Annotated in this window: 15 protein-coding genes; 8 read left to right on the forward strand and 7 right to left on the reverse strand. The window is 66.6% G+C overall.

The features are described 5' to 3' along the window. Window positions 1-58: 58 nt before the first annotated feature. Complete coding sequence (locus ACF3ND_RS10345) at window positions 59-1579, forward strand: CoA-acylating methylmalonate-semialdehyde dehydrogenase (protein WP_394060127.1); 1521 nt, start codon at window positions 59-61, stop codon at window positions 1577-1579. A 56-nt stretch (window positions 1580-1635) separates the two neighbouring features. Here ACF3ND_RS10345 and ACF3ND_RS10350 read toward each other — a convergent pair whose 3' ends face one another. The 5 genes from ACF3ND_RS10350 to ACF3ND_RS10370 all read right to left on the reverse strand — a co-directional run bounded on the left by ACF3ND_RS10350 (window position 1636) and on the right by ACF3ND_RS10370 (window position 12280). After that, window positions 1636-2931, reverse strand: coding sequence for an aspartate carbamoyltransferase (locus ACF3ND_RS10350; protein ID WP_394060129.1), 1296 nt, complete (start codon window positions 2929-2931; stop codon window positions 1636-1638). 150 nt (window positions 2932-3081) lie between these two features. Further along, a complete protein-coding gene (locus tag ACF3ND_RS10355) occupies window positions 3082-3534 on the reverse strand; it encodes a hypothetical protein (protein WP_394060130.1) in 453 nt (150 codons plus the stop codon). 9 nt (window positions 3535-3543) lie between these two features. After that, window positions 3544-4140, reverse strand: coding sequence for a hypothetical protein (locus tag ACF3ND_RS10360; RefSeq protein ID WP_394060132.1), 597 nt, complete (start codon window positions 4138-4140; stop codon window positions 3544-3546). 72 nt (window positions 4141-4212) lie between these two features. Next, entirely contained in the window at window positions 4213-6405 is a 2193-nt protein-coding gene (gene pbpC, locus ACF3ND_RS10365; RefSeq protein ID WP_394060134.1) for a penicillin-binding protein 1C, read from the reverse strand. Then, complete coding sequence (locus tag ACF3ND_RS10370) at window positions 6365-12280, reverse strand: alpha-2-macroglobulin (RefSeq protein ID WP_394060136.1); 5916 nt, start codon at window positions 12278-12280, stop codon at window positions 6365-6367. The genes pbpC and ACF3ND_RS10370 overlap by 41 nt, the downstream gene beginning before the upstream one ends. 359 nt (window positions 12281-12639) lie before the next feature. On the opposite strand from ACF3ND_RS10370, the gene ACF3ND_RS10375 reads away from it, so the two are divergent. Then, complete coding sequence (locus tag ACF3ND_RS10375; protein WP_394060138.1) at window positions 12640-13188, forward strand: hypothetical protein; 549 nt, start codon at window positions 12640-12642, stop codon at window positions 13186-13188. A 19-nt stretch (window positions 13189-13207) separates the two neighbouring features. On the opposite strand, the gene ACF3ND_RS10380 is transcribed toward ACF3ND_RS10375, so the two are convergent. Together ACF3ND_RS10380 and hemN are read right to left on the reverse strand one after the other, a co-directional pair. Further along, the gene (locus tag ACF3ND_RS10380) at window positions 13208-14356 is read right to left on the reverse strand and encodes an NAD(P)H-dependent flavin oxidoreductase (protein WP_394060140.1); all 1149 of its coding nucleotides are present in this window, start codon (window positions 14354-14356) and stop codon (window positions 13208-13210) included. 112 nt (window positions 14357-14468) lie between these two features. After that, a complete protein-coding gene (gene hemN / locus ACF3ND_RS10385; RefSeq protein WP_394060142.1) occupies window positions 14469-15890 on the reverse strand; it encodes an oxygen-independent coproporphyrinogen III oxidase in 1422 nt (473 codons plus the stop codon). A 196-nt stretch (window positions 15891-16086) separates the two neighbouring features. On the opposite strand from hemN, the gene ACF3ND_RS10390 reads away from it, so the two are divergent. Genes ACF3ND_RS10390 through mnhG form a run of 6 tightly spaced genes read left to right on the forward strand, consistent with a single transcriptional unit; the run spans window position 16087 to window position 22162 of the window. After that, the gene (locus tag ACF3ND_RS10390; RefSeq protein WP_394060144.1) at window positions 16087-19014 is read left to right on the forward strand and encodes a monovalent cation/H+ antiporter subunit A; all 2928 of its coding nucleotides are present in this window, start codon (window positions 16087-16089) and stop codon (window positions 19012-19014) included. Beyond that, complete coding sequence (locus tag ACF3ND_RS10395) at window positions 19014-19355, forward strand: Na+/H+ antiporter subunit C (RefSeq protein ID WP_394060146.1); 342 nt, start codon at window positions 19014-19016, stop codon at window positions 19353-19355. Before ACF3ND_RS10390 ends, ACF3ND_RS10395 begins: the two co-directional genes overlap by 1 nt. After that, a complete protein-coding gene (locus tag ACF3ND_RS10400; protein ID WP_394060148.1) occupies window positions 19352-20986 on the forward strand; it encodes a monovalent cation/H+ antiporter subunit D in 1635 nt (544 codons plus the stop codon). The genes ACF3ND_RS10395 and ACF3ND_RS10400 overlap by 4 nt, the downstream gene beginning before the upstream one ends. Continuing rightward, entirely contained in the window at window positions 20986-21471 is a 486-nt protein-coding gene (locus tag ACF3ND_RS10405; protein WP_394060150.1) for a Na+/H+ antiporter subunit E, read from the forward strand. Before ACF3ND_RS10400 ends, ACF3ND_RS10405 begins: the two co-directional genes overlap by 1 nt. Continuing rightward, window positions 21468-21749 carry a K+/H+ antiporter subunit F gene (locus ACF3ND_RS10410; RefSeq protein ID WP_394060152.1) on the forward strand — a complete coding sequence of 94 codons (282 nt, stop codon included), beginning with the start codon at window positions 21468-21470 and terminating at the stop codon, window positions 21747-21749. The genes ACF3ND_RS10405 and ACF3ND_RS10410 overlap by 4 nt, the downstream gene beginning before the upstream one ends. Further along, window positions 21746-22162 (forward strand): monovalent cation/H(+) antiporter subunit G, encoded by a 417-nt coding sequence (gene mnhG / locus ACF3ND_RS10415; RefSeq protein ID WP_394060154.1) that lies wholly within the window; start codon window positions 21746-21748, stop codon window positions 22160-22162. The genes ACF3ND_RS10410 and mnhG overlap by 4 nt, the downstream gene beginning before the upstream one ends. Window position 22163 lies beyond the last annotated feature (1 nt).

Raw genomic sequence — 22163 nt, forward strand, 5'->3', positions numbered from 1 at the left:
CGGCCCGCTGCGGGCCGCCGCCCTTTTTGTTGCAACCCACCTGAGCAGGAGCTTCACCATGACAGACCCCAAGGTCCAGGAGATCGCCCACTACATCGGAGGCAGCCTCCAGGCGGGCGCCGGCGCCCGGACGCAGCCCATCTACAATCCCGCGAGCGGACGGGTCGCCGGCCACGTGAGACTGGCCGACGCGCAGGATGTCGACGATGCCGTCGCCTGCGCCAGGGCGGCCTTCCCCGCCTGGTCTGACACCCCGCCCGTGCGTCGCGCCCGCGTGCTGTTCAGATTCCTTGCCCTGCTGAACGAGCACAGGGACGCGCTGGCGGCGCTGATCACGGCCGAGCACGGCAAGGTTTTCTCCGACGCGCAGGGCGAAGTGACCCGCGGCATAGAGATCGTCGAGTTCGCCTGCGGCATTCCGCAACTCCTGAAAGGCGACTACACCGATCAGGTCAGCACGGGCATCGACAACTGGACCCTGCGCCAGCCGCTGGGCGTGGTCGCCGGCATCACGCCTTTCAACTTTCCGGTCATGGTGCCCATGTGGATGTTCCCTGTGGCCATCGCGGCCGGCAACTGCTTCGTGCTCAAGCCCAGTCCCATAGACCCCAGCCCCAGCCTGTTCATCGCCGAGCTGCTCAAGCAGGCCGGCCTGCCCGACGGCGTGTTCAACGTCGTGCAAGGAGACAAGGAAGCGGTGGACGCCCTGGTCGAGCATCCGGACGTGCAGGCCGTGTCCTTCGTCGGCTCCACGCCGATCGCCCAGCGCCTGTACGAGAAGGGCGCCGCCCGCGGCAAGCGCATCCAGGCCCTGGGAGGCGCCAAGAACCACCTGGTCGTGATGCCCGACGCCGACCTGGATCTGGCGGTCGACGCCTTGGTCGGCGCGGCCTACGGCTCGGCCGGCGAACGCTGCATGGCGGTGTCCGTCGCCGTGCTGGTGGGCGAGGCCGCCGATCGCATTCTCCCGGCCCTGGAATCACGCACCCGCGCCTTGAAAATCCGCAACGGCATGGATCCGCAGGCCGAGATGGGCCCCATCGTCAGCCCGCAGGCGCATGCGCGCATCACCGAGCACATCGCCCAGGGCTTGCGCGAAGGCGCGCTGCTGCGGGTCGACGGCAGGACTTTCGAGGGCGCCCTGGCCGGCGAGGGCTGCCGGGACGGCTTCTGGCTGGGCGGCACCCTCTTCGATCATGTCACGCCCGACATGAGCATCTACAAGGAAGAGATCTTCGGGCCGGTCCTGTGCTGCGTGCGCGTGCCCGATCTGGCCGCCGCCATACAGTTGATCAACCGGCATGAGTTCGGCAACGGCGTGGCCTGCTTCACAAGTGACGGCAATGTGGCGCGCGAGTTCGGCCGGCGCATCCAGGTGGGCATGGTAGGCATCAATGTGCCCATCCCCGTGCCCATGGCCTGGCACGGCTTCGGCGGCTGGAAGAAAAGCCTGTTCGGCGACATGCACGCCTATGGCGAGGAAGGCGTGCGCTTCTATACGCGGCAGAAGTCCATCATGCAGCGTTGGCCCGAAAGCATGGCCAAAGGAGCGGAATTCGTCATGCCTACGGCCAAGTAAGCAAAACGGCCCCCCGCGCCATGGCGGGCGCGGGGGGCCGCAGCCGCGGCGGCGCGTCAGTACATGCCGTGGAAGACCGCGTCGTCGGGGCCGACGTGCGAAGGCGGGCTCCAGGTGACGTCGCGCATGGAATGCTGCACCAGGGTCTCCACGCCCAGCAGCACGGCGAAGATGGCCATGCGCACCGGGATGCCGTTGTCGGCCTGGCGGAAAATGGCCAGGCGCGGATCATGGTTCAGGTCCACGCTCAGGTCGTGCGCGCCTTCACGGCTGTCGCGCGGCAGCGGGTGCATGACGATCACGTCGGGCCCGCAGCACTGATCGATGATGGCCTTGTTGACCTGGAAATCCGCGGTGTAGCTGTCGCCCTGGCCTTCCGCGAAACGTTCCTTCTGCACGCGGGTGGCATAGATCACGTCCACGCCGGGCAGGCCTTTTTCCAGGGAATGCGTCTGTTCGATCACGTGCTTGCCCTGCTTGGCCACCTGCTGCACGATGTCCTCGGGCATTTCCAGGCCGGGGGGCGAGATCAGGGTGAACTTCAAGCCGCGGTACATGCCCAGCAGCTTGATCAGGGAATGCACCGTGCGGCCGTATTTCAGGTCGCCCACCATGGCGATGTGCGCGCCGTCCAGCAGTTTGCCCAGGCGGGAAAACTCGGTGCTGATGGTGTAGAGGTCCAGCAGGGCCTGGCTGGGGTGCTCTCCGGCGCCGTCGCCGCCGTTGACCACGGGGATGTTGGTGGCGCGGGCGAATTCGGCCACCGAGCCTTGTTCAGGGTGGCGGATCACCATGGCGTCCACATAGCCGCTCATCACGCGGCTGGTGTCATAGATGGATTCGCCCTTGGCCATGGACGAAAACGTGAAGCCGGTGGTGTCGCAGACCGAGCCGCCAAGACGGCAGAAAGCGGCGCCGAAGCTGACGCGGGTGCGGGTCGAGGCTTCGAAGAACAGATTGCCCAGAACGGCGCCTTCCAGCACGCGCGACACTTTCTGGCGGCGTGCGATGGGCTGCATGATGTCGGCCAGGCTGCACAGCTCTTCCACGGTTTCGCGCGTGAACTGGTCCACCGACAGCAACTGGTGCTTACCGCCGACGGCGATACGGTCGCGCAGCGGACCGGACTGTGCGCTCTGCGCATATTTATTGAGCAGGGCCTCGTTTTCCACGATTTCCGTCACGAAGCGCTGGACCACTTCCGGCATGGCCCGCGACTCCAGCGAGCCTTCCGGCAACAGCCATGTATCCAGGGCGCGGCGCTTGACGCCGATGCGAGCGGCGAATACGTCGCGGGTCAGGTTCAGGCGACGCATCGCATCGCGCAAAAATACTTGTTGGGAAACGGCCATGTGGAGTGCTCGCTATATAAATATACGCAATGCGTATATTTTAAAACCGGGCACAGCAAAATAGCGAGCAGGAAAACAGGCAATTAGAAAAAATACAACGCAAGCCCGACAAGCGGGCCGGCCAAGGAATCGTGGAGCCGGCGGCAAGGCTCAGAGACGCAGTTCCTGCGGGAAAATCTGGGGCATGCCGAAATCGGGAATCGCGGCGCTATCCTCGTCCTGAGGAGCTGAATTGACCCAATCGCTATGCTGGTACGCGAAACTGGCCACCCCCAGCGTGCCCCACAGCCCCAGCAGGAACACCGCCAGGCTCAGCGCCAGGAAGAAGGCGGAACAGAATGCGGGAATCCAGGCCCAGCGCCGTCCGGTCGAGGACATCTGCCAGGCGGCCGTCCAGTGGCTCCAGCACAAGGCCAGGAAGGCGGAGACCAGGCCCAGCATGAATACCGCCAGCGGAATGCGCAGCCACTCGGGCATGAAGACGGAATTGAGCACGCCGCTGGCCATCAGCATGATGGTCAGCAGCGCGACGCCATGCATGGTCGCCAGCACCCGGAACGAAAGCACATAAAAGGCCACGTTGCTGGGGATGGCTGGCTTCATGACGACGGTTTAATTGCTTTTCTGATTGGTGGTCGGCGTGGCCTGAGGCCCGGCGATGGCGCGCGCAGCGGCCATGGCGTTGGCTTCCGTGCCCACCATGAAGATCAGGCGGCCGTCCTTGACGGGCGAGCTGTAGCTGGGAGCGGCCAGCATGGTGTCGCCTACCACCAGCGCCAGGCGCTTCCTGGGGTTCTGGGTGGTGACCTGCAGCAGGCGCTGGGCCGCCTCGGGAGTCAGGTTCAGAGCCAGCAGGCCTTCCTTGCTGTCGTTGGTGCCCGCCTGCACGCCGGTCAGGTCGTCGCGCACGATGATGGCGCGCGGATTCACATAAAGGGCGCCATTGGGCTGTACGTCCACGCGGGCCCAGCCGCTCTGGGGCTGCGTGTCCGCCAGGAAGACCTGGACGGGAGCGACCTGCTGCTGCGCGCCGGAAGGCTGGGCGCCGCCGGTCTGGCCGGCCTGGGCGGCCGTGGAGGGGGTCTGCGCCGCCGTGGTGCTGGACGAGCCGGCTTGGTCAGCGGGTTTTTGCTGGACAGTCTGGCAAGCGGCCAGCGCCACCAGGCCGATAGGCGCCAGGAATCGGGCAAGCGTGCGTAAAGTCATCATTCTGAAGGTCCCCCCTCTTTGCAAAAATTCAACATGACTTGCAGTGTAGCAGTCATGTAACAGTGAAAGCGGTTAATCTTTGTTAAGCCTGCCCGGCAGGGCGCCGCGCACCTGTACGCGCACCTGGTCCCGCAGCTTGCCCTGTCCGTCCTTGAGCTCGATGCGGACATTGCCCGGTCTCAGCGGCAGGCGCGCCTGGCTCCCTCGCGCGACCTCGCGGCCGTCCACCCACCAGACCAGCGGCAGGGCGTCGCTGCCCTGCCCCTGCGCCAACAGGCGCATCTGCTGGTTCTGCGGCGGAATATCCGGATCCAGGGCCAGGATGGTGCCGTCGACCGGCTCGGCAATACGCAGCGGCCCGGCGTAGGCCTGACCCGCATCGGCCAGCTCTATCACGTCGGACTGCGTCCCTTCAACGAAGTATTCGCGCCGCTGCGCCTCCACCGCCGGCTCGTAACGGATGTCACGGACCGCCACGCCTTCGGGCATGACCGGCGGACGGCTGGGCCGGCCGCGGTTCAAGGCCGCCATGACCTCATGCCAGATGGGCGCCGCGCCGCTGACTCCGGACACGTCCTGCATGCTTTCGCCCGCGCTGTTGCCCACCCACACGCCCACCGTGTGGTCCTGCGACCACCCCATGGCCCAGTTGTCGCGCATGTCCTTGCTGGTGCCGGTCTTGGCCGCCGACCAGAAAGGGGTGCTCAAGGCGCTGTCCAGTCCAAAAGTCGTCACTCGGGCCTGCCGGTCGGACAGCATGTCGCCCACGATCCAGGCGGCAGCGGGATCCATCACGGGCCTGAGCTGGGCCGGCGGCGCATCCAGCCGTGTACGAACCTCCTGGGCCAGCCCCTGGTTGGCCAGGACGCGATATGCATTGGTCAATTGCAACAAAGTGACATCTGCGCTGCCCAGCGCCAGGCTGTAGCCGTAGTAATCGCCTTCCTGGCGCAGGTCCACCCCCAGGTCCCGCAGGCGCTGCACCAGCGCTTGCGGCCCCAGCAAGGTCAGCACGCGGACCGCGGGGATGTTCAACGAGGACCCGAGCGCGGTGCGCGCGCTGGTCCAGCCGACGAATTGCTTGTCGTAATTCTGCGGTATGTAGAGTCCGTTGCCGGTAGGCAGATTCAAGGCCGAGTCCTGCAGCAGCGAGGCGGCCGTCAGCATGCGCCTTTCGATGGCCAGTTCGTACAGAAACGGCTTGAGGGTGGAGCCCGCCTGGCGCAGCGAGCGGGCGTGGTCCACCTGGTCGGCCTGCGACAGATCGCCGCTGGAGCCCAGATACGCCAACACCTGCCCGCTGCGATTGTCCAGCACGACCACGGCGGCGTCGCGCACGCGCGCCGTGCGCAGGTCAAGCAGATGACGCCGCACGCTGGCCGTCACCAGGGCCTGCAGGCGCGCATCCAGCGTGGTGCGCAAGCTGTCGCCCGCCTGCAGGTCCTTGCCCTGCTCGATGACCCAGCGGGCGAAGTGAGGCGCCTGGTCCGCCTGTCCGAAAGGAGGCTGGGCGGCCCGCCGCAGCGCCACCGTCACCAGATTGCCCAGGCCGCGGCATTCCTGGCCGCGCCCCATGTCCTGCAAGGTCAGGCAGGCGCGCCGCTCCACGGTGAGCGCCGAGGCATTGGGACCACGCAGCAGCACGGCGGCGATGGCCGATTCGCGCACATCCAGCGCCGCCGGCTGTTTCTGGAACAAGGTGCGCGACAAGGCGTCCACGCCGACCAGCTCGCCGCGAAACGCCACGCGGTTCAAATAGGCTTCGAGGATCTGCGGCTTGCTCCAGCTGTCTTCCAGGGACTGCGCCGCCACCACCTGGTCCAGCTTCTGCCACAGGGAACGGCCGCCGCGGCCGGCCGCCAGGTCCTGGTCCAGCAGGCCGGCCAGCTGCATCGTGATGGTTGAGGCGCCGCGGGCCCGGCCCGATACCAGTCCCTCCCAGGCAGCCGACCCGACAGACCACCAGTCCACTCCGCCATGCGACTCGAAGCGACGGTCTTCGGACACCAGAACGGCGCGCTGCAAGGCCGGGGATATATGTTCCAGATCCACCCATTGCCCGCGCCGCTGCCTGAAATCCCGCCGCACGCTCTGCAGCAGCACGCCGTGGCGGTCCAGGACCTGGATGTCGGAAGAGCGGTGCGCCTGGCGCACCTGCTCATAGGAGGGCAGCGCCGCCGCCGGGCCGGCCAGCAAGGCCAGGCCCAGCAGCAGGGCGCTGTGTTCACGGCGCAGGCGCATCCACCACATCCAGCGTGCCGTCATTGGGCCAGACGGCAAAGACGTCAGGCTCGTACAGCGCCTCCACCCGCGTGGCCGGCAGCACGAACTGGCCGACCGTGTTCAGGCGCACCGTGTATTCCACCGTGGTGGTGCCTTCCGGGAAGCGCTCGTAGTAGGCGCGATAGCCATCGAAACGGCGCTCCACGAAGGCGGGCCAGGCCACACCTTCGTTGCGCTCGCCTTCGGTCGCCAGAGCCGAATCGCGCCCCAGGCCGCTGCCCAGGATGGTGGCGCCGGCGGGAATGGGATCGGACACCACCACCCAGCTTGCCGGCCCCTGGGCCTTGACCGTCAGGGTGATGCGGGCAATGTCGCCGCGGCTCCAGACGCCGGGCTTGGCCTGCTCGACCGCCTTCATGCTGCGCTCCACGCTCAGCCCGGCCGCAATGGGCTTGTCCACCGGCACGGCGGCCAGCGAGCGCACATCCACCCAGGCCTTGCCCTCGCCCATCAGCTCGACGCTCAGGTCATCGGCTTCGGGGCCGCGCCAGGGCACATCGATCCGGGTCGAGCGCACGCCCTGGCGATTGGGCGTCAAGGCGTCCCAATCCACGACCTGCGCGCTTTCCGAACCCAGAATCACCATGGACTGGCCGTGGACGGGTTGTTCGTAATGGCGGCTGAACTGCTCGATCGCCAGCCCGGCCAACAGGTTCTCCGTGGTCATGCCCCAGGCGCCGCGCCGCTGCTCCAGCAACAGGCCCTGCGCCAGGCGCGGCATGTCCTCCGCCCAGCCCGGCTGGCCGCTCATCTGCATCATCAGGCGAGCCTGGTTGGTGACGCGGCTGCTCATCGTCCAGGGGTCGCCGTTGAGACGGTCTTCGCCGAAGACCAGACGCGTGCCGCGGCTGACCAGGCGCGCCTGGATCAGGTCCAGAGCCTGCTGGCGGGTCTGCTCGGCCTGCTTGATGCCGGGCAGGCGCTGCGTCAGGTCCACCCAGGCAAGCAGGGTTTCCGTCGGCCAGCTCTGCAGATTGGGCTCGACCGAATCCACCATGTTGACACGCGCCATGCCATAGCGGGCCAGGATGGACGTCAGGCGGACCAGTTCGATGTCCCGGTCCTGCCGGGAAGCGTTGCGCGACTCCCGCAGGCGGCCGTTGACCGCATTCTGCAGGCCTTGCAGCATCTCGTGCCGGTACATCTCGGGAATGGCGAAGTTCAGGCCCAGGGCCTGCGCCATGTCGCTGATCTCCAGGATGTAGGCCGTCAGGACGCGGCTGCCGGAAGCGTAAGGACTGGGGAAATAGCGCAGCAGACCGTCCTGGGTGATGTAGGACGGGATACGCTGCATCAGGGCCGCCCAATCCTGCTCGGCGCGCAAGCCCAGCGAACGCGAAGCCAGCTGCTCGAAGCAGGTGTAGGGGTAGCGCTCGAACCAGGCGCGCACGCCTTCCAGCCCGCCGCCCAGCGAGGAGCGGAACAGCATCTGCAGGCCGCCCTGGATGCGTCCCTGCTCGTCGCGCAAGGCGCCGGCCGGCGCCTGCACCGGCAAGGTCAGGGCCTGTTCGGCCGAGACGGCGGCCAGCGTGGCCTGCTGGACCGTTACCTGCACGGCAGGGAAGATTTCCTGCTTGATGGCCAGGCGGTCCTGGGCGGGCCGGGCTGCATCCGGCTGACCCAGTTCACGCGCCTGGACTGTCCAGCCCAGGGTGTGCGAGGGCGCCGTGCCGCTGGAGGCGGGCACCGTCATGGGCCAGGAAACGAGGGCCGCCGAGCCGGAAGGCAGCTCGATGGTCTTGGCCGGCAGGCTGGCGCCCGGCAGCCCGGCGCCGTCATATTGCGCCTGCAGTTCCACCTTCATGGCGCGCGGGCTGCTGTTGCGCACCGTGACCTGCGCCTCGTAGCGATCCCCCTCGCGGGCGATGGCCGGCAAGGCCGAAATGATCTGCAGATCCTGCGTGGTGACCATCTCGGCCGAACCGGTGCCGAAACGCTTGCCGCCCAGATCGGCCACGGCCACGATGCGGTACCGCGTCAAGGCGTCCTTCAGCGGCACCGTGACGGTGGCGCGGCCCTGCTCGTCCAGTTCCACATTGCCTTTCCAGAGCAGCAAGGTGTCCAGCAGCTCGCGGGTCGGGCTCTTGCCGCCGCCCCCGCCGGCCGGGACCGCCTTGCGGCCATAGTGCCGGCGTCCCACGATCTCGGACTGCGCCGTGGCAGTCAACACGTTATAGCTGCGCAAGGCGCGCATGGCGCCCAGCAGGTCCCACGACCCGTTGGGGCTCAGTTCCAGCAGTGCCTGATCCACGGCAGCCAGCGCGACGGAGGCGCCGGCAGCCGGAGCGCCATCCTTGCCCAGCACCTGGATGTCCACCTTGGCCTGCTCGCGGATCGCGTACTGCGAGCGGTCCGTGCTCACCTTCACATCCAGGGCGTCCTGCTGGCTGGTGACCTCGATGCCCGCCAGGCCGAAACGATAGGCCGGCTTGGACAGGTCCACCGTGGTGGTCGGCGCCACGAACTCGCCCCCGCCTTCCGAATAGGCCTTGTACCAGTTCAAAGGCTGGCTCCAGCCCCAGGTGAAGAAGGAATACCAGGGCACTTCGCGCAGGCGGCCGCGCAGGACCAGCACCGACACATAGACATTGGGCCCCCATTCAGGCTTGATGTCCACGCTGACCGTGGGATTCTCGCCCTCCAGCTGGAGCACGCGGGCCTGCAGCACGCCTTCACGCTCCACGGAAACCAGGGCCGTGGCCTCGCGGAACGGCATGCGGACCTGGAACTGGGCCTGCTCGCCGGGCGCCCAGCTCTTGCGGGCCGGGATCACATCGATGCGGTCGTCGTTCTGGCCGCCGAACCACAATTCGCCCGAACCGCTGACCCAGACGCTGCTGGCGGCCACGGACTCGCGGCCCTGGGCGTCGCTGGCGACAGCGCGCAGCTCGACCTGGCCGCCCTTCTCCAGCTTGACCTCGCACTGCAGCAGGCCGCGCTCATCGCTGCGGCCCTTGCACAGCGTACCCAGATCCTGGCGCTCCTCCTGATTGTCATAGCTGTAGAAACCGCCCACCATGCGCTTGCGGGTGGAGTAGCGCACCACATTGGCCGCATCCACGCGTACCGCCGCATCCTTCACGGGCTTGCCGTCGGGACTGAGCGCCAGCACCGTCAGCGTCGTGCTGGAGCCGGCCTTCAGCCAGCTGCCGGCACGCAGCCCGGCCACCACGTCGGCCGGCCATACCGGCACGGTCTGCATCAGTGTCTGGATTTCGCCATTGGGATCGGCAAAGGTCGCCTCCACCACGAACTCGGAAGGCTGCGTCACCGCCGGCAGTTCCTTGAGTTCCGCCCGCAGGCCGCCCTGGGCATCCAGCTGGAAGCGTTTCTTGTTCAGGAATACGCGCGGCTCGGAGGACGCATTGTCGCCCTCCTGCGGCGCGGCGAAGGTGAAATCATCGTAGGCGCTGAACGAAGGCGCGCGGGTGCGCACCACGCCGGACAGCTGCACGGGCAGGAAGTCGGCCGGGCCTCCGGACAGGTACTGCAACTGCATGTCCGCCTGCATGGATTCGGGCCGCACCAGATAGGGATGCGCCTGCCCGTCGCTCAATTTGAGCGAGCCGCCCAGCACGGGCAGCTTGAACTCTTCGACGCGGAACTCGCCGAAGGAGAAATACTGGTCGTCGCCCTGCGTGGACAAGGTGTATACGCCCAGCTCCGCGTCCTTGGGAATCTTCCAGTCATTCAGGGCGAACGTGCTGCCGGCGGCCGTGGTGTGCCACTTCAAGGGCAGCTCGATCCGCTTGCCCGTGCCCTGGTGCTCCAGGACCATGGTGCTGGGGTAGCGGTCGGGCGCGGCGAAACCGGAGCGCACGCGATCGGTCAGATAGTGTTTCATGTGCACCACTTCGCCGGCGCGAAACAGGTTGCGGTCCAGCACGGTGTGGGCCACCATGCCGTCGCGGCTGCCCCAGGCGTAAGGCACATTGAAACGCCAAGGCTCGATGCCCGAATTCCAGTCGCTGAATGCGAAACTGAAATCGTCCTTGCCGCGGGCCATGGGATTGTCTTTGTCGACGCGGGCCGTCACATACAGGCCGGAGAGCTGGCTGTCATCACAGTAATCCACGGCCGCCACAGGCTGGGGATGGTGAAACAGCCCGTTCTCGTCCGTCCGGCCCTCCACCAGCTCTTCGCCGCGGCAGTTCATGACGCGCACCAGCGCGCCGGGCACGACCTTGGCGTCGTCCAGGGTCGTGACCCAGACCATCAGGTCATCGCCCCCTTTCTTGATGTGCACGCCCAGGTTGGTGACCAGGGCCGACGTACGCACGTACATGGTCTTGCCCGATTCCAGCAGGGATGCGCCCAGCCGCGGCGAGGCCACTTCCAGCACATGGAAGCCAGGCTCGCGCAGCGGCACACCGACCAGTTCGAAGGGACGCTCGCCCTTCTGGTCCATGCCGGGCAAGGTCAATTGCTGGACCTTCTGGCCCTTGAGCAAGGATTCGCCGCGCAGGTCCAGCATGCCGTTCTCGTCAACGGGCCCGTTGACCTTGTAGCCGTTCCCCATGAGGGTCCTCAGGCGTTCGGCCTGGATGTTCCAGCCGTAGTCCAGTTGGCGCAGGCGCGCATACCACTCCAGCACCTGCTTGTCGTCGCGCAGCACCATGTCCCCCACCTGGCCCGCGGACACCACCATGTCCTGCGTGACCAGGCTGGGCTCCACATTGCGCAGGCTCAAGCCCAGGGCCGGCGGATCCGAATCGTCCGAGCCGTCGTACGAGGCATGGCCGAAACGCTCCACGATGCCGAACGGCTCCACGGCGAACTTGACCAGCGGCGGATACGTGCCGGTGCGCACGCCCTGCGTCAGCAGTTCCGGATTGCTCAGGCTGCGGCCGGCATCGTCCTTCAGGCCGGACGGAGCCACGATCTGCAACTGCGCGTTCTCGGGGAACGGCCCTTCGAAACGCACCGTCTCGCTCGCGCCGCGATCCTGCCAGCCCTCGCCCTCGTCGGATGCGGGCTTCCATTCCTGCGAGCCCGCCTTCAGGCGGAACCGGGACAGTTGCTCATACTCCACGGCCGAGGAGAACTGCACGCTCAGGCTGCCTACCGGTGTGCAGGGAGCGTCCGCGCGTTCGCGCAGGCAGGACAGCGACGCGCTGAACGCCGGGCGCACCGAGAAATCAAAGACATAGCGATCCGAACTGGGCACGCCCTTGCGATTGGCTATCTGGGTCAGGATGCCGGGATCCAGCACCACCGACACGTCGGCGCCCGCCGGCAAGGTGCGCGCGCACTGCACGGCCTGGTAGCGCTCGTCCACCTCGTCCACCTCGTCCACGTAGTATTCGGACTTGATCAAGGCATCGCGCTGGGCCGCATCCAGCGTCTTCAGGGGAATCCGTTCGCCTATGCCTTCCACGCGGCAATAGCCGTGCTTGACCAGCGAGGCGGCGTCCACGGGGGCCGTGAAGCTGAAGAGGAAGGCCTGGTCTTCGGAGATGGTCGAATAGTACGGGCGGTTGCTGTCCAGGACGGGGCCGCCGGAGTTGAAGCGGTACTGCGCCGGGCCGCTGATGGCCTCGCCCGACAGGCTGCGGAACGTCGTGGAGACGGTCGCCGTGCAACTGAGGCCCGGACCTGGCCGCTCCGTGAATTCGTAGATCCAGCGGCGCGCGTCCAGCCAGCGTCCCTGGCCGCTGACCTCGGGATCGTCGCATTGCACCAGCACGGGCGGCGGCAGCTGCGAATCGCCGAAGCGCACGACCGGGGCGGCAAAAGTGACTTTGACGTCCCGCAGCTCGCTGGTCGCTCCCTTGGGCGAAAAGCTGCTGATGGACACGGCCTGGGCGCACGTCGCGCCCGCCAAAAGCGTCAAACCAAGCAAAGCGTGGCGCTTCATCGTTCTTCCCCTGTAGACGAACTGTTTTCGGCGCACAGTGTAGAGGAAATCGGTCCGCCTGAGGCAGGCAAACCTGGGCCGTATCCGCCACCGCCGCGCCATCCCCGGTTCCACTGCGGGCCGAGCCCGCGTAGAGTCCTGATTCGATGTGCATTTGACGAGTCTGACGCATTTGAAAGCAAAGATTTCAAATGCGTCCAAAGGTGCTGATTCAGGCCCGCGGGCCCGGCCGGCACTACCATGGGCATCGGTTTTGCCAGCCAACCCCCCGGTCTGGAAAACAGCCGCCGCGCCCTCATATACTACTCGGGTCGCACGGTTTTGCGGCCTTTGCCAGAATCTGTTTTCAGGACATGCCCATGAGCCCAATGACGCTGGAGAAACTGGACGACATCCGCAACGACTGCCGCAAACTGGTCAGCCAGCGCGCCTTGTTGTCGGCTGCCGCGGCCGTGGTGCCCATTCCGGGCGTGGACGTGGGCACGGACGTCGCCATCCTGATGAAAATCATCCCCATGATCAACGCCCGCTTCGGCCTGTCGGCCGAGGACGTGGAAAGCCTGAGCCCGGAATTGAAGAAACTGGTGATCGTGGGCGGCGCCAGCATGGGCGTGGGCCTGGTGGGCCGGGTGCTGACGACCGACCGGGTCGTCAATATGCTGGTGCGCATGGGAGCCAAGAAACTGGCCGGCAAATACGGCGCCAAGTATGTGCCGCTGATCGGCAGCGCGATCTCATCCACGATCAGTTTCGTGGTGCTGCGCAAGGTGGGCAACCAGCACATCGATGAATGCTACGAGACTGCCCGCCGGCTCCTGCTGGAGCAACAACGCCAGCACGCCGTCCATACGCTGGATGGCCATGCCGACGGGCTGATTCGCGAGGTCGGCGACTCCGGCGCACGATGAGCCGGGGCCGCCGAAGGGCTCAGCCCGCCGCCGGCTGGACGGCGTCGGAGCTGCGCCCGTTGAGCATGTAATCCATCAATTCGCGCACCGACTTCATGGCCTTGCCGAAGGGCAGAACTTCCGAGCTGCGGAAGAACAGGCCGCGCTGCACATCGCCCTGCAAGGCGTAGGCCAGCTGGCGGTCGATGCAGAACTGTCCATGGCGCTGCACGCCGTCGCGCAGGCCGCAATGCGCCAGGCAGTCGAAACCTTCCGTGCAGGGCCGCTCGCGCGCGACGGACTGCAGCTTGCTTTCCTTGTGCAGGTAGGCGTCCAGCCAGGGGGTGCGCACGGCTCGCGCCGGCAGGCCGGCCACGCTCATGAAGGTGACGATGTCTTTGGGCTCGGCATCGAGCAGGACGCGCTTGAAATTGACGTGGGCGTCGCCCTCGGAGGTGACCGCGAAAGCCGTGCCCAGCTGGACGCCGTCTGCGCCCCAGCCCATCAGTTCGCGCACCTGCTCGGGGCGGTGCACCCCGCCGGCGGCGATCAGGGGGATGCGTTCGGCTTCCAGGCCCAGCTCGCGGAACAGGGCCCGGCACCCCTCCAGCACGCGCTGGAACGCATATTCAGGCTTGCTGAGCGACTGGTCGTCGGGCGCGCCCAGGTGTCCCGCGGCGTAACGCGGGTTCTCGATGACCACGGCGTCGGGCAGGCGTTTGCGGCGCAGCCACTTCTTGATCAGCAGCGTGACTCCGCGCACATCGGACAGGATGGGGATCAGAGCGACCTTGGGATGGTCCTGGACCAGCTCAGGCAGATCCAGCGGCAAGCCGGCGCCCACCACCACCGCGTCCGCTCCGCTTTCGCAGGATTGGCGGACATAGGCAGGATACTGGGAAACAGCCTTCATGACATTGACCGCCACCGCGCCCCGCCCGCCCGAGCGCTCCCGCGCGCTGCGAATTTCGCGGTCCAGGGCCTGCAGATTGGCGGCGTCCACCACGTCCTTGGGCACGTCGCCCTGGGTATTGTCCATGAGGTCTTCATGGTGGCGCCGCAGGTCCACGCTGGAAATCGTTCCCAGCCCGCCCAGCGCCGCCACCGCGCCGGCCAGCCGGGACGCCGAGATGCCGACGCCCATGCCTCCCTGGACGATGGGCAGAAGCAGTTTTCCTTTCAGGGACATGAGACGCAAATCCGTCTTTAGCACGATGTTATACCTTAAGTTGATGCAAGAAGCTGCCCGGCCACGTCGGGACCGGGAACAGGGCAATGGACGTCGGCCGGCGGCCGGTGCGTCAGATCAGGCGGGAGTAGCGGGCCGTCGTGGCCTGGGCCAGGTATTTGTCGAACACCATGCTCAAGGCGCGCACGAACAGGCGGCCCTTGGGCAGCACGCGGATGGACTCGCCGTCCACCGCCACCAGGCCGGCTTCTTCGTAGGTGTGCAGCTCCTGCAGTTCCGTGGCGAAATAGCTGGCGAAGTCGATGCCGTAGCGCGCCTCCAGGCGGGCGATTTGCACCGGCACGCTGCACATCAGGTTCATGATGATTTCAGCGCGCAGCCGGTCGTCCTGCTGCATGACGATGCCCCGCTCCACGGGAATGCGGCCGCGGTCCAGGTCTGCATAGTAATTGCGCAGGCTGCGAACGTTCTGCACATGCATGGGGCCCACATGGCCGATGGAGGACACGCCGAAGGACACCAGGTCGCAGGAAGCGCGCGTGGTGTAGCCCTGAAAGTTGCGGTGCAGACTGCCGTCCAGGCGCGCCAGGTTCAATTCATCCGTGGGCAGCGCGAAATGATCCAGGCCGATATAGACATAGCCGGCGTCCAGCAGGCGCTGCGAGGACATCAGGAACAGCTGCAGGCGCTGCTCGGCGTCGGGCAGGTCGGCCTCGCGTATCAGGCGCTGGGCCTTGAAACGATTGGGCAGGTGCGCATAGTTGTATAAGGCGATGCGGTCGGGGCGCAGTTCCACCAGTGAATCGATGGTGGCCGCGAAACTGTCCAGGCTCTGCAGCGGCAGGCCGTAGATGAGGTCGGTATTGATGGACTGGAAGCCCGCGGCGCGGCCGTCCTGCACGGCGCGGCGCACCATGTCGAAGGGCTGGATGCGGTTGACGGCCTCCTGAACGCGCGGATCGAAATCCTGCACGCCGAAGCTGGTGCGGTTGAAGCCCAGTTCCGCCAGGCCCTGCAAGGTGCCGTCGGCCAGGGTGCGCGGATCGATCTCTATGCCCAGCTCGGCATCGGGCGTAAACTGGAAACGCGCCTGCAGGCGTTCCATCAGCCGCGCCAGTTGCGCATGTTCCAGGAAAGTGGGCGAACCCCCGCCCAGGTGCAGTTGTTCGGTGCGCCGGTCCTCGCCCATATACTGGGTGACCATGTCGATCTCGCGCAGCAGGTAGCGCAGATACTGTTCGCTCTTGCTGCGGTCCTGGGTGATGACCTTGTTGCAGGCGCAAAAGTAGCACAAGGACTGGCAGAACGGAATGTGCAGGTACACCGACAAGGGCGGGTTGCTGCTGCTCAGGGCGCGGCGCGAGAGTTCATGTATATAGGGCTGCGCAGGAAAATCCTGAAAGAAGCGATCGGCCGTCGGGTAGGATGTGTAGCGCGGGCCGGTGCGGTCGAAACGCCGGATCAGGGCTTCGGAGATTTCGATGTCGGGATTGCCGAGCGCCGGTGCGTCGGGTTCTTCCAGGATACTGGGCATGGCTGATTCTCCAGCAAGAGGCCTTTTCTTCTTGATAAGCACTCATTGTGAGAGAAAACCCTGGCGAGCCAATTGACCTGCATCAAGACCGCGACAAGTAAAAAATTTACTTTTTTAGCTGACGACAGGCTGACATTAGCGTCATATATCGTATCATTAAGCGCTAACCGCCTAATTTACCGCCCGTTGGAGCCTGATGTATCTGCTCGTGATCCTAGCGCTGCCCTTTGCCGGCAGCTTGCTATCTTCCCTGCTGCCCGCGCATGCGCGCAAACTTCAGGCCTCCCTGGCCGGCGCCGTCGCAGTCTCCTGTGCCCTCCTCACCCTGTACGCCTATCCCGACGTCGCCCGCGGCGAGGTCATCGAATCCTCGCGCGCCTGGATTCCCGCCCACGGCCTGACTTTCAAGCTGCGCATGGACGGCTACGCCTGGCTGTTCAGCTTCATCATCACGGCCATGGGCGCGCTCATCGCCCTCTATGCCCACTACTACCTGTCCGCCCAGGACCCCGTGCGGCGCTTCTTCGCCTTTCTGCAGGCCTTCATGGGCTCGATGCTGGGCGTGGTGCTTTCGGGCAACCTGATCCAGCTGGTGGTCTTCTGGGAGCTGACCAGCCTGTCCTCCTTCATGCTGATCGCCTATTGGTATCACCGCATGGACGCCCGGCGCGGCGCGCGCATGTCGCTGGTGATCACCGGCACGGGCGGCTTCTGCCTGCTGGCCGGCGTGCTGATGCTCGGCCAGGCGGCCGGCAGCTACGACCTGGGCGTGGTGCTCGAATCGGGCGAGCAGATACGCAACCACCCCTGGTACACCGTCATGCTGGTGCTGATCGCCCTGGGCGCGCTCAGCAAGAGCGCCCAGTTCCCCTTCCATATATGGCTGCCGCATGCCATGGCCGCGCCCACGCCGGTGTCCGCCTACCTGCACTCGGCCACCATGGTCAAGGCCGGGGTATTCCTGCTGGCGCGCCTGTGGCCGGTGCTGTCGGGCACCACCGAATGGGCCTTCATCATCGGCGGGGCGGGCCTGTGCTCGCTGACCCTGGGAGCCTACGTGGCCATGTTCCAGCGCGACATGAAAGGCGTGCTGGCCTACTCCACCATCAGCCACCTGGGGCTGATCACCCTGCTGCTGGGCCTGAACAGCCCACTGGCGCTGGTGGCCGCGCTGTTCCACATGATGAACCACGCCACCTTCAAGGCCTCGCTCTTCATGGCCGCCGGCATCGTGGACCATGAAACGGGCACGCGCAACCTGAACCGCCTGTCCGGACTGCGCCACGCCATGCCCCTGACGGCCACGCTGGCCACGGTGGCGGCCGCCGCCATGGCGGGCGTGCCGCTGCTCAACGGCTTCATCTCCAAGGAGATGTTCTTCGCCGAGACCATCCTGGCCGGCAACGGCAGCACCTGGGAATACCTGCTGCCGGGCGTGGCCGTGGTGGCCGGCTCCTTCAGCGTGGCCTATTCGCTGCGCTTCATCGCCCAGGTCTTCTTCGGCCCGGTCGCCACCGACCTGCCGCGCAAGCCCCACGAACCGCCGCGCCAGATGCTCATTCCCAGCGCCATCCTGGTGCTGACCTGTCTGCTGGTGGGCGTGATTCCGGGCCTGACCTTCGGTCCCTTCCTGCATACCGCGGCCAACGCCATCCTGGGACTGGAAACCCCTGAATACGACCTGGCCCTGTGGCACGGCGTCAACCTGCCCCTGATCATGAGCCTGGTCGCCACCCTGGCCGGGGTGATCCTGGTTCTGCTCATCAACCGCTTCTACCGCAACCGCCAGGGCCGCACGCCCCTGCTCACGCGCGCCGACGGCCGCCGCCTGTTCGAGCTGACCATGGAATACCTGGAAGTCGCGGCCAACTGGGCCGCGGGCAAGCTGTATTCGCCGCGGCTGCAGCGCCAGATCCTGCTGATCCTGGTCGTGACCCTGTGCGTGGCCGCGCTGCCGCTGACCCGCGGCGACTGGATCAAGACCGTGCGCTTCACGCCCCTGGATCCCCTCTTCGCCCTGATGTGGGCCGTGGGCGTTCTGTGCGCGATCGGCGCGGCGCGCCAGGCCAAGTTCCACCGCCCCGCCTCGCTGCTGCTGGCCGGCGGCGCCGGCCTGGTCACCAGTCTCACCTACGCCTGGCTGTCGGCGCCCGACCTGGCCCTGACGCAGCTGGCCGTGGAAGTGGTGACCATGGTGCTGATCCTGTTGGGCCTGCGCTGGCTGCCGCAGCGCGTCAGCGACATGCCCGGCAGCGCCGGGCACAGCGGCCGCGCGCTGTTGCGCCGCGGCCGCGACCTGACCATCGCCGTCCTGGCCGGCGGCGGCGTCGCGGCGCTGGCCTTCGCCGTCATGACCCGCCCGCACCCCAGCGGCATCTCGCCCTTCTTCGTGGAAAAATCCCTGCCGCTGGGCGGCGGCGCCAACGTGGTGAACGTCATCCTGGTGGACTTCCGCGGCTTCGACACCTTCGGCGAGATCACCGTGCTGGGCATCGTGGCCATCACCGTGTTCGCGCTGCTGCGCCGCTTCCGGCCGCCGGTCGAAGCCATCGCCATGCCGCTGGTGCGCCGCCAGAACGTGCGCGACACGCACGAAGCGGTCTTCGTCGAACCCGATCCGGAAGCCTTGCTGCCCGACGGCATCATGCGCATCCCCGCCGTGCTGCTGCGCCTGCTGCTGCCGGTCGCCACGCTGATCTCCCTGTATTTCCTGCTGCGCGGCCACAACCTGCCGGGCGGCGGCTTCGTGGCCGGCCTGATCATGGCCACGGCCATCATCCTGCAGTACATGGTCAGCGGCGTGGTCTGGATGGAGTCGCGTCCGCTCATCCAGCCCCAGACCTGGATCGCCGTCGGCCTGCTGACGGCGGGCTTTGCCGCCATGCTGGTCTGGTGGTTCAACAAGCCCTTCCTGTCCGCCCAGAGCTGGGACCTGCACCTGCCGCTGGTCGGCGAGGTCCACACCTCCAGCGCCCTGATCTTCGACATCGGCGTCTTCATGCTGGTCATCGGCTCCACCATCCTGATGCTGGTCGCCCTGGCCCACCAGTCGCTGCGCTTCTACCGCAAGCTGCCGGCGGCGCGCCCCGCCTCGGCCTCTTCTTCCGCGACGGAGCAAAACTAATGGAAATCGTCCTCTCCATCGCCATCGGCGTGCTCGCGGGCTCGGGCGTCTGGCTGCTGCTGCGCCCGCGCACCTTCCAGGTCATCATGGGCCTGGCCCTGGTGTCCTATGCCGTCAACCTGTTCATCTTCAGCATGGGCCGGCTCAAGATCAGCGCCGCCCCGGTCATCGACGCCGGCGAGGCCGTCGCCGACTATGCCGACCCGCTTCCCCAGGCCCTGGTGCTGACCGCCATCGTGATCGGCTTTGCCACCACGGCCCTGTTTCTCGTCGTCCTGCTGGCCAGCCGCGGCCTGACGGGCACGGACCACGTCGACGGACGCGAGGAAGACGATCTGTGAACCTGCTGAACCAACACCTGCCTATCCTGCCCGTCGCCATCCCCATGATGGCGGCGGCGCTGATGATCATGCTGCGCGACAAGCGCCGCCACTACAAGCTGCTGATCGCCTTCGCCTCCCTGCTGGCCCAGTTGTTCTGCGCCGTCTACCTGCTCCTGCTGGCCGACGGCACGCTGGCGCCCATCTGGCCGCAGGCCGTGGGCGTCTATCTGCTGGGCGACTGGCCTGCGCCTTTCGGCATCGTCCTGGTGGTGGACCGGCTCTCGGCCCTGATGCTGGTGCTGACCAATGTGCTGGCCTTCTGCTGCTGGTTCTATTCCCTTGCGCGCTGGGACCGCGTCGGCGTGCACTTCCACCCGCTGTTCCAGCTCCTGCTCATGGGCCTGAACGGCGCCTTCCTGACCGGCGACCTGTTCAACCTGTTCGTCTTCTTCGAAGTGCTGCTGGCGGCCTCCTACGGCCTGATGCTGCACGGCTCGGGACCCGCGCGCGTCAGCGCCGGCCTGCATTACATCGCCGTCAACCTGGTGTCCTCCTTCCTGCTGCTGATCGCCATCGCCATGATCTACGGCGTGACGGGCACGCTGAACATGGCCGATCTGGCCCTGCGCGCCGGCTCGCTGCCCAACTCGGACCGCCTGCTGTTCGAATCGGCCATCGCCGTGCTGGGCATCGCCTTCCTGATCAAGGCCGCCGCCTGGCCCCTGAACTTCTGGCTGCCCGGCGCATACGGCAATGCCAGCGCGCCTGTGGCCGCCATGTTCGCCATCATGACCAAGGTCGGCATCTACGCCTTGCTGCGCATCGGCTCGCTGCTGCTGCCCACGGGTGCGCCGGCCGCCTTCGGCGGCGCCTGGATGTTCCCCGCCGGCATCGCCACGCTGGCCGTGGGCGCGGTGGGCCTGCTGGCGGCCCGGCAGCCCGAACGCCTGGCCAGCTACAGCATCATCGTGTCCTCGGGGACGCTGCTGGCGGCGCTGGGCATGCCCGGTGTCATCCTGACCGGACCGGCGCTGTACTACATGCTCAGCAGCGTGATGGCGCTGGGCGCCTTCTTCCTGCTGCTGGAACTGGTCAGCCGCACCAAGCCCTTCGGGGCCGACCTGCTGGCGGTCAGCCAGGAGGTGTTCGACGTGGACGATCCGGAATCCGAGGACCACAGCGACGACGTGGTGGGCCTGGCCATCCCCGGCGTCATGGTCTTTCTGGGCATGTCCTTCATCGCCTGCGCCCTGCTCATCGTGGGCCTGCCGCCGCTCTCGGGCTTCGTGGCCAAGCTGTCCCTGCTGACGGCCGCCCTCAAGGCCTCGGGCCAGTCGCCCGAACCGCTCAACGCCTGGATCCTGACCGGCGCCGTGCTGCTGTCTGGCGTGGCCGGCCTGATTGCCATGGTGCGCACCGGCATACGCCTGTTCTGGAGCAACAGCGACATGGCCATCCCGCGCCTGAAACTGATCGAAGCCGCCCCCATCGGCGCCATCATCCTGGCCTGCGCCGTGCTGAGCTGGCACGCGGGCCCCATCACCACCTATCTGGAGCAGACGGCCCGTCAACTGGACGAGCCGCGCACCTACATCGGCTCGGTGCTGCGCCAGAACCCCTTGCGTCCTGTTGAAGCGGGAGGCCTGTGATGAAGCGCTCCATCAAGCACCTGTTCCTGCCCCTGCTGCTGCTGGCCATCTGGCTGCTGCTGAACGACTCGCTGTCCGCCGGCTACGTGGTGCTGGGCATTCTTCTGGCCATCTGGCTGAGCCTGGCGGCCATTCCGTTCCGCCCTGTCAAGGCCAGCATGCGCCGTCCCCTGGTGGCGCTCAAGCTGACCGGCCAGGTCGCCTGGGACATCGTCCTGTCCAATATCGCCGTGGGCCGCATCGTCGTGAAGGGCCCCCAGGCGTCCCGGCCGGGCTTCTTGCGCATCCCCCTGCGCATGACCGACCCGCACGGCCTGGCCGCCCTGGCCTGCATCATCACCTACACTCCCGGCACGGTATGGTCGGGCTTTGACGAGGACAGCAACACCCTGACCCTGCACATCCTGGACCTGCAGGACGAGCAGGTCTGGCTCGACACCATTCAGAAGCGCTACGAAGCACCGCTGCTGGAGATTTTCCAATGATCGATATCGTCTACTGGGCCTGCCAGTTCGCCCTGGGCTGTTTCGTGCTGGGCATGTGCTGCGCCGTCGTGCGCCTGCTCAAGGGTCCTTCGGCCGCCGACCGGGTGCTGGCGCTGGACACCATGTACGTCAACGGCATGCTCGCTCTGCTGGCCTTGGGCATCCGCTTCGATTCGAACCTGTATTTCGACATCGCCTTGCTGATCGCCCTGTTCGGCTTCGTGGGCTCGGCGGCCATGGCCAAGTTCCTGCTGCGCGCGGAGGTCATCGAACCATGAACACCACTGCTCTGCTGCCCTGGTGGCTGGCCGTCCCGGTCGCCCTGCTGCTGGTGCTCAGCGGCCTCGTCTCCCTGATCGGCTCGGCGGGCCTGCTGCGCCTGAAACATTTCTATTCACGCATCCATGCGCCCACCCTGGGCAACACACTGGGCGTGTTCTTCATGATCCTGGCGGTGGCCATCAGCTCCAGCTACCTGCTGAGCCGTCCCATCCTGCATCCCATCATCATCACCTTGCTGCTGGTCATCACCTCGCCGGTGACGGCCATCCTGTTGATGCGCGCGGCCATCAAGCGCGAGCTGCGCCAGCGCCTGGCCGATTATGCGCCCGACGAGCCCGGCTACATGAGCGTGCCCAACAAGGCGCCGTCCCCGCCTGTCGACGATGCAGGCTCCGCGCCGCGGCCTTAGG

It is taken from the genome of Alcaligenes sp. WGS1538 (genome assembly GCF_043187505.1).
Taxonomy (GTDB): Bacteria; Pseudomonadota; Gammaproteobacteria; order Burkholderiales; family Burkholderiaceae_B; genus Alcaligenes.

Excerpts from the sequence above, each read along its gene's own strand:
- ACF3ND_RS10345 (WP_394060127.1), top strand. The coding sequence starts at position 59 with ATGACAGACCCCAAGGTCCAGGAGATCGCCCACTACATCGGAGGCAGC.
- ACF3ND_RS10350 (WP_394060129.1), bottom strand. The coding sequence starts at position 2,931 with ATGGCCGTTTCCCAACAAGTATTTTTGCGCGATGCGATGCGTCGCCTG.
- ACF3ND_RS10355 (WP_394060130.1), bottom strand. The coding sequence starts at position 3,534 with ATGAAGCCAGCCATCCCCAGCAACGTGGCCTTTTATGTGCTTTCGTTC.
- ACF3ND_RS10360 (WP_394060132.1), bottom strand. The coding sequence starts at position 4,140 with ATGATGACTTTACGCACGCTTGCCCGATTCCTGGCGCCTATCGGCCTG.
- pbpC (WP_394060134.1), bottom strand. The coding sequence starts at position 6,405 with ATGACGGCACGCTGGATGTGGTGGATGCGCCTGCGCCGTGAACACAGC.
- ACF3ND_RS10370 (WP_394060136.1), bottom strand. The coding sequence starts at position 12,280 with ATGAAGCGCCACGCTTTGCTTGGTTTGACGCTTTTGGCGGGCGCGACG.
- ACF3ND_RS10375 (WP_394060138.1), top strand. The coding sequence starts at position 12,640 with ATGAGCCCAATGACGCTGGAGAAACTGGACGACATCCGCAACGACTGC.
- ACF3ND_RS10380 (WP_394060140.1), bottom strand. The coding sequence starts at position 14,356 with ATGTCCCTGAAAGGAAAACTGCTTCTGCCCATCGTCCAGGGAGGCATG.
- hemN (WP_394060142.1), bottom strand. The coding sequence starts at position 15,890 with ATGCCCAGTATCCTGGAAGAACCCGACGCACCGGCGCTCGGCAATCCC.
- ACF3ND_RS10390 (WP_394060144.1), top strand. The coding sequence starts at position 16,087 with ATGTATCTGCTCGTGATCCTAGCGCTGCCCTTTGCCGGCAGCTTGCTA.
- ACF3ND_RS10395 (WP_394060146.1), top strand. The coding sequence starts at position 19,014 with ATGGAAATCGTCCTCTCCATCGCCATCGGCGTGCTCGCGGGCTCGGGC.
- ACF3ND_RS10405 (WP_394060150.1), top strand. The coding sequence starts at position 20,986 with ATGAAGCGCTCCATCAAGCACCTGTTCCTGCCCCTGCTGCTGCTGGCC.
- ACF3ND_RS10410 (WP_394060152.1), top strand. The coding sequence starts at position 21,468 with ATGATCGATATCGTCTACTGGGCCTGCCAGTTCGCCCTGGGCTGTTTC.
- mnhG (WP_394060154.1), top strand. The coding sequence starts at position 21,746 with ATGAACACCACTGCTCTGCTGCCCTGGTGGCTGGCCGTCCCGGTCGCC.